Here is a 6000-nt window from a genome sequence, read left to right as displayed (position 1 = left end):
GCTTCGCTTGGTGGCCCCGACGAGCGTCGCGAACAAAAGTTCGCAACCCTCGTCGGGGATCATTTCGGAATGTCACCCACAAATATTTTACTCACACGTCTGGTATGTAGAGGAGAGTGTCCATGAAAATCCAACGTCTTGACTCACTCTTCCAACCAAAAGATATTGACGATTTTTGTCGAATTGGGTAATATAATGTCGGCAACCATATACCCCCTCTCCACTTTAATGGGATAGAGGTTGCGGTGAACAAAAGTAGCGCTGCCGAGGCTCGGAGCGGTCCATGACGCAGCGGGAAAGGGTTCACCGCCGAAGTTTGCGGCGCGCTCCGGCGGCGCAAGCTGGGCCTGCGGCCGAACAGGTGCAGGACTGCCATCGCCTACGGCGGTGGAGCGCTATCGCCATTCAGTTGGATGCGAACCGATCATGCACCCGCTGAAGAGGCGCGGGTGCTTTCTTTTATTTTTGCTTATTTTCAAGGAAGGAGCGTTTTCATCTTGGACAATCAGCGAAAACTTGGAATTTGGGTATTAACGGCGCTCGTCGTTGGCAATATGGTTGGTTCCGGCATTTTTATGCTGCCGCGCTCGTTGGCGGAGGCGGCGAGCCCCATCGGCGTGATGCTCGCCTGGCTGCTGACCGGAGCCGGCGTTCTAATGACGGCGCTTGTTTTCGGCAACTTGGCAATCCGCAAGCCCGACTTAGGCGGCGGACCGCAAATTTACGCGAAGGAGCTGTTTCCGAAAGGCTCCAATCTCTCGATTTTATCGGGATTTATGTCATCGTGGGGCTACTGGGTCGGCAACTTTGCCGGCAATGTCGCCATCATCACGACGTTTGCGAGCTACTTGTCGACATTTTTCCCTGTATTAACGAGCGACAAAACCGTTCTCACGATGGGCTCGTTTACGCTAAAGCTTGGGAATTTGCTTACCTTTCTCGTCTGCACGGCGCTTCTTTGGGTGATGCACGCCATTATTTTGCGCGGCGTAGAAGATGCCGGCAAGTTGAATTTCGCGGCGACAGCGGCGAAAGTGCTCGGCTTTTTCCTGTTTATTGTCATTGCCTTGTTCGCTTTTGACAGAGCGGTCGTCGGTCCGCTTGATGCCCCGCGTTATGACGGAGACGGACAGCCGCTCGGCCTGCTTGGACAAATTAACAACGCCGCGTTAGCGACGCTTTGGGCGTTTGTCGGTGTTGAATCGGCGATGGTGTTCGCTTCGCGGGCGCGCAAACAGGCGGATGTGAAGCGGGCGACGATCGCCGGTCTTTTGATCGCTTTGGCCATTTATATTGGCATCAGCTTTTTGGTAATGGGCGTCTTGCCGCAAAACAAACTCATTCAATCGGAAAAACCGCTCGTTGATGCCATCATTGCCATCGTCGGACCGGCGGGCGGCTACGTGTTGGCTGGTCTTGGGCTCATTAGCCTGCTCGGCTCGACGCTCGGTTGGATCTTGCTGAGCGCTGAGGTGCCGTACCAAGCGGCCAAACAAGGGCTGTTTCTGCCGATGTTTTTAAAGGAAAACAAGAAAAATGTGCCGAGCTTCTCACTTACGTTGTCGAACGCCTTGGCGCAATTGTTCATCTTTTCGACCATTTCCCACTCGATGGCCGCGGCGTTTGACTTCGTCATTTACATCGCCACGCTCGCCTACCTCATCCCGTATTTGATCGCTTCCGTCTTTCAGTTGAAACTCACGCTCACCGGCGAAACGTACATGGAGGCGCGCGAGCGGATGGTTGACGGAATCATTGCGGCCTTAGCGACGGTGTATTCGATCTGGGTCGTTATCGCTGGCACGGCAGACATCAAAACCTTCCTACTCGGTGTTGTCCTGCTCGCTAGCGGCCTAATCTTCTATCCGCAAGTAAAAAAAGCGGCACAGCAGGCGAAAGAAAAACAAAAATTATCGGCATAGCCAAAAAGCGAACGTCCATTATGGGGGCGTTCGTTTTTTCTGTTTTGGGCAGGATCTTGTCTTTCGGAAAACGAAATATACAATGTAGTTCCATTTTACTTAAAAGAAAGAGGGGGGCCAACTGATGAACAACAACGAACAACCGACAAAACGCCGCGGCATAACGGTGGAAGATTTGCTTCGCCTCCGCTCGGTGCGCGACCCGCACTACGCGCCGGACGGGACGCGCGCCGTGTTTGTGGAAAAATCGATTGATGAGGAAAAACAATACCGCTCCCATTTATGGCTATGGGCGGCAGACGGCTCCGTCCGTCAATGGACGTTCGGCCGCTGGCGCGACATGAAGCCGCGTTTTTCCCCAAGAGGTGAAATGATCGCCTTTTTATCCGACCGCTCCGGACGCACACAGCTTTGGCTTTTGCCCGCCAATGGCGGTGAGGCGCGCCAACTGACGTTTTTCAAAAACGGTGTGCGCGATTACGTTTGGTCGCCGGACGGGACGTTTCTCATCGCCCTAACGACGCTTGGCGACGAAGAAACGATCGAAGACCGAGAAGAGCAGAAAACGGCGGAACAAAAACCGGCCGATTCGAAGCCGCGCGTTGTGGAACGGCTCTATTACAAATCAGACGCGTCGGGTTTTCTTGACGGCAAGCAGGACGTGCTGGTGCGCATCGATGCAGCGTCAGGAAAAACCGAAGCGTTGACGGGCCGCGAGGAAGAAATCGGTTCGTTTGCCGTTTCCCCAACCGGACGGACGCTCGCCTTTGTCGCCAACCGAAACGATGATCCAGACACAACCTTTACGCGCGACATTGTTTTGCTTGATCTCGAATCGAAAGCGGAAACGAACTTGACGAACGGATGCGGCACATTCGCTTCGCTCGCCTGGTCGCCGGACGGAACGAAGCTCGCCGCCATCGGCCATGATCTTGCTTATCTCGGGGCTACGCTTCACCGGCTTTACGTCTTTGAGCCGGAGCGTGGAACGAAGCGGGTGTTGACCGCCGATTGGGACGTCCATCTCGGCGATGCCATGGTCGGCGACACACACGCTGATGCGAAAGGGCCGGGACCGATTTGGGCGAGCGACGGAAGCGGCCTGTATGTCACCGCCTCGGAGCGCGGACGCGTCAACTTGTATTTCGTCCCGCTCGACGGCCCGATCGTTCCGGTGATCGAAGGCAACTTCCATTTATACGGTTTAGCCATCCACCCAAGCGAACAGCAAGCCATCGCCGCCATGAGCGAGCCGACGGTCATTGGCGATTTGTATATAATCTCGCTTGAAGACGGAACGAAAACACGGCTTACGCGTGCCAATGAAGCGCTCGAAAACGAAGTGGTATTCGCCGATGCCGAACCGTTTACGTATCGATCGGCGGATGGTTGGGAGATTCAAGGCTGGATCATGAAACCGCCCGGGCTTGGCGAAGGGGAAAAGGCGCCGCTTGTCGTCGAAATTCACGGCGGGCCGCATGCGATGTACGGGTTTACCTTTTTCCATGAATTTCAACTGCTCGTTTCGCGTGGTTATGCGGTCTTGTTCACGAACCCGCGCGGCAGCCACGGATATGGACAGGCATTCGTCAATGCCGTGCGCGGCGACTATGGCGGCATGGATTATGAAGACATTATGGCCGGCGTCGACGCCGCGATCAGCAAGTTCGACTTCATTGACGAGACACGGCTTGGCGTCACTGGCGGCAGCTACGGCGGGTTTATGACCAATTGGATCGTCGGGCATACCGACCGGTTCAAAGCGGCTGTCACCCAGCGCTCGATTTCCAACTGGCTCAGTTTCTCCGGAGTGAGTGACATCGGCTACTTTTTCACGAAATGGGAAGTCGGCTGCGACATCTGGGAAGACGCGGAGCGGCTTTGGCATCATTCACCGCTCAAATACGTCCAAAACATGCGCACACCGCTCTTAATCTTGCATAGCGAGCGCGATTACCGCTGCCCGATCGAGCAGGCGGAACAGCTGTTTATCGCATTGAAACAACTCGGGCGGGAAACGAAACTTGTCCGCTTCCCGGACGCCAACCACGATTTGTCGCGCACCGGCAACCCGGCGCTTCGCCTCGAACGTCTTCGCCAAATCGTCGGTTGGTTTGATCATTATTTGAAAGGACCACTGGATTAATTCGAAAGGAGACGCGCCATGCACGCTCTTGTCATCGGCGGGACAGGCATGTTGGCTGATGTGTCGCTTTGGCTTGTGCGGGAAGGATATGATGTGTCCGTCATCGCCCGCCGCTACGCACGGATGAAGCAGCTCATCGACCGCGCTGGACCGATGGCATCCATCAACCCGCTTCTTGTTGATTATCGCGATCAAGAAGCGCTTTGTTCTCTGATTTCCCGGTCCATCCAAAAAAACGGAACGTTTGCTCTAATCATTGCGTGGGTGCATACAGACGGAACCCAGGCGCTGTCCACTGTCATCCAAAAAAATAGCGGACATCCCGGCTCTTGGCGGTTGTTTCATGTGCTCGGCAGCCGCGCCGATCCAGCCGAAGCGAAATCGGAACTCTGTTTGCCTGTCGCTTGCCTTTATCGGCAAGTTCAGCTCGGTTTTGTCGTGGAAAAACACGGTTCGCGCTGGCTCACCCATCAAGAAATCAGCGGCGGCGTCATTGATGCCATTCGGCGTGATGCGCCGTTTCATCTGGTCGGCACCCTAGAAGGCCGGTGATTAAAGGAACAGGTTTCCTCACCGCCTTGTTTCTCAAATTGAGAAATCTCGTGGTATCAGCTTCTCGTTTCACGTCGTCCGACGTCAGCTAGGGGCGATCGCTGTTTTTCACCGCCCTTCTAGATCGATCAGAGAAGAAGCACCCGCGTTGACGGGAGGCGCCCTCTCGGGACGAACGAGAGGGCGCCTTGTCTCCCATTGCTGCGGATGATTTCACGACGGAAGCAGTTCGACATAATCGCCGGTTTTCAAGCCAGCCGCGTTCGCTTCATCCGTGTCAATGTGCATATCTAAAGCAAAATCTTCACTGACGCGGACGATGACTTCATCGAAAATGAGCGCCCGTTCCCCTTGTGTTTTCACTTTCACGACTTGTTTGTCGCAGACGCCAAACGTTTCCGCATCTTTCGGCGTCATATGAATGTGCCGCTTGGCAATGATCACCCCTTTGTCGACGGTCACCGTCCCCTTCGGCCCGTGAATCGTAATGCCCGGCGTTCCGTCAATATCGCCGGATAAGCGGACCGGGGGCGCGACGCCGAGCTTGAAGCTGTCGGTTTTCGAAATTTCAAGCTGCGTCAGCGAACGGACCGGTCCGAGGACGCGGACGTTTTCAATTTTCCCTTTCGGCCCTTCGACCGTCACCGTTTCCTTGGCGGCGAACTGTCCGGGCTGCGACAACGGCTTGAGCACCGTCAGCTCGGCGCCTTCGCCAAACAGCGCCGCCATATGCTCTTTCGATAAATGAATGTGGCGGTTGGACACCCCAACAGGAATCATCAATGGTGATCTCTCCTTTTTCTTGCAGTGTTATGTTCTTTATATAACGTATCCATTTTCGGAAAAATTAAAGAGACTGACGCGAGGTCAGTCTCTGCTTTTTGCGCCATAGCCTAATTTTTTCAGCAACACGATGGCCTGTTCCTTTTCTTCCGGCGTCAGGGCCGCCACCGTTTCATGGATGGTCTCGGCATGTTCGGGAAACACGCGCTGGATGAACTGCCGGCCGCTGTCGGTGATCGACGCATACGTCACGCGGCGATCCCGCTCACAGGCGCGGCGGATGATCAAGCCTTTATTTTCAAGCTTGTCGATGACATACGTGATGCTGCCGCTGGCGAGCAAAATTTTTTCCCCGATTTGCTGGAGCGGCTGATCGCCTTTATGGTAAAGCAGTTCGAGCACCGCAAATTCGGTCGGATTCACGCCGAACGCTTGAATCGACTTGTTTACTTGGTCGCTGACCGACCGATATGCCCTCGATAACACGATGAATAATTTTAATGACTGCTGCAACGCCTGTTCCTTTTGTTCCATAGCATCCAACCCTTTAAAGTTGACATTTTCTTACTTTCATTATACTGGAACAGCAAATTCCCG

Annotated in this window: 5 protein-coding genes and 1 riboswitch; of the genes, 3 read left to right on the top strand and 2 right to left on the bottom strand. The window is 54.5% G+C overall.

Translation table 11 applies throughout. From position 1 onward, the window contains the following. The first annotated feature begins 226 nt into the window (after positions 1–226). Positions 227–406, top strand: a riboswitch (Lysine riboswitch). Between the two features lie 91 nt (positions 407–497). From JCR24_RS13775 to JCR24_RS13765, 3 genes are all read left to right on the top strand, one after another. After that, positions 498–1922, top strand: a complete 1425-nt coding sequence (locus tag JCR24_RS13775; RefSeq protein WP_238980820.1) for an amino acid permease — start codon at positions 498–500, stop codon at positions 1920–1922. A 124-nt stretch (positions 1923–2046) separates the two neighbouring features. After that, positions 2047–4068, top strand: a complete 2022-nt coding sequence (locus JCR24_RS13770; RefSeq protein WP_238980819.1) for a S9 family peptidase — start codon at positions 2047–2049, stop codon at positions 4066–4068. 18 nt (positions 4069–4086) lie between these two features. Then, on the top strand, positions 4087–4620 hold the full coding sequence (locus JCR24_RS13765) for a short-chain dehydrogenase (RefSeq protein WP_011230461.1): 534 nt from the start codon (positions 4087–4089) through the stop codon (positions 4618–4620). 213 nt (positions 4621–4833) lie between these two features. Here the strand turns inward: JCR24_RS13765 and JCR24_RS13760 are convergent, their stop codons facing one another. Both JCR24_RS13760 and JCR24_RS13755 read right to left on the bottom strand, forming a co-directional pair. Continuing rightward, positions 4834–5400 carry a phosphate propanoyltransferase gene (locus JCR24_RS13760; RefSeq protein WP_031212856.1) on the bottom strand — a complete coding sequence of 189 codons (567 nt, stop codon included), beginning with the start codon at positions 5398–5400 and terminating at the stop codon, positions 4834–4836. Between the two features lie 87 nt (positions 5401–5487). Beyond that, complete coding sequence (locus JCR24_RS13755; RefSeq protein ID WP_238980818.1) at positions 5488–5937, bottom strand: MarR family winged helix-turn-helix transcriptional regulator; 450 nt, start codon at positions 5935–5937, stop codon at positions 5488–5490. Between the last annotated feature and the right edge of the window lie 63 nt (positions 5938–6000).

Origin of the sequence: Geobacillus sp. YHL (assembly GCF_022341265.1) — a bacterium.
GTDB lineage: Bacteria > Bacillota > Bacilli > Bacillales > Anoxybacillaceae > Geobacillus > Geobacillus thermoleovorans.
Note: the sequence above shows the minus strand (reverse complement) of the source record. Positions and strands in the feature narration are given on the sequence as shown.